At 63.4% G+C, this 1,185-nt stretch carries 2 protein-coding genes; both read left to right on the top strand.

The window, feature by feature from the left end:
* Positions 1–70 precede the first annotated feature (70 nt).
* Entirely contained in the window at positions 71–598 is a 528-nt protein-coding gene (locus AC6CID_RS25015; RefSeq protein ID WP_498354667.1) for a winged helix-turn-helix domain-containing protein, read from the top strand.
* Complete coding sequence (locus tag AC6CID_RS25010) at positions 562–1,152, top strand: IS630 family transposase (protein ID WP_498354666.1); 591 nt, start codon at positions 562–564, stop codon at positions 1,150–1,152. The genes AC6CID_RS25015 and AC6CID_RS25010 overlap by 37 nt, the downstream gene beginning before the upstream one ends.
* Positions 1,153–1,185: the final 33 nt, after the last annotated feature.

The following is a 1,185-nucleotide window of genomic DNA, read 5'->3' as shown; positions in this document are numbered from 1 at the left end:
ATTAAAGATGCTTCGGTAATAGAGCGTGTCGTTGCGCGGGATTCGCACCGTGCTGCTTGATCATTGACGGATGGCAGGGAAGAAGACCGGTTCCGGCGAAGGATCGGATGTCCGGAAAGTCAAGCAGCGCGGCGCTCGTCGTGATCTCGACGTGTTGCGTGACCGCCGGATGCAGGCCGCGGAGATGTTCGCTGCGGGACGGCGGCAGATCGATGTCGCGGTCGAGCTGGAAGTTTCCCAGCAGACCGCGTCCCGCTGGTACCGGCAGTGGACCGAAGGCGGTAGTGAAGCGCTCGAAGGTGCCGGTCGGGCGGGACGCCGGCCGCGTCTCGACGACGCCCAGATCGAGGTGATCCGAGAAGAACTGCTCAAAGGACCCCAATCCCACGGCTTCGCAACCGGAGTATGGACCCTGGGGCGGGTCGCGATCGTGATCGAGCGGCTCACCGGCGTAACCTACGGCCCCACCCAGACGTGGACGATTCTGCGGACCCGGCTCGGTTGGAGTCGGCAGCGGCCGGCACGGCGGGCGGTCGAACGCGATGAGGATGCCATCGTCGCGTGGCGCGAGAACGAGTGGCCGCGGATAAAAAAATAGCGCGGCGTCGAGGTGCGTGGATCTGCTTCCAGGACGAAAGCGGCGTGTCGCTGCTCCCGGTGGTCCGCACAACCTGGGCGCCGAAAGGTGTCACACCTGTTCTGCATCACCGTTTCTCCTGGAAACGCCTGTCGATGGCCGGAGTCCTGGCCTACCGGCCCGACCGCAACGAGAGCGCGTTCGTGTTCTCCATGACCGACGGCGCCTACAACACCGACAAACTCATCGAGTTCCTCACCGAACTGCGCGGCCACTTCGCCGGGGAGCAGGTCATCATAATCTGGGACGGGCTGATGGCCCATCGATCCCGGGCGATGACCGCGTGGCTGGCGACCCAGCGCGATTGGCTCCACGTCGAACGTCTCCCTGCTTACGCACCCGAGCTCAATCCCATCGAACAGGTCTGGGGAAACATGAAATCCACCGAACTGGCCAACCTGTGCCCCGATACCCTCGAGGAGGTCCGTGTGGCGACCGAGTCCGGGCTGACCAGGATCGGCTCGAGCTACGACCTGTGTCACGGATTCCTCGACCACACCGGACTTTCCTTGTGAGCAGCACTCACTCAATTAACGAAAGGCCTTTAG

The sequence above is a fragment of the Rhodococcus sp. GQ147 genome (assembly GCF_059759155.1).
The sequence above is the reverse complement of the archived record's forward strand: the minus strand, read 5'-3'. Positions and strand labels throughout refer to the sequence as shown.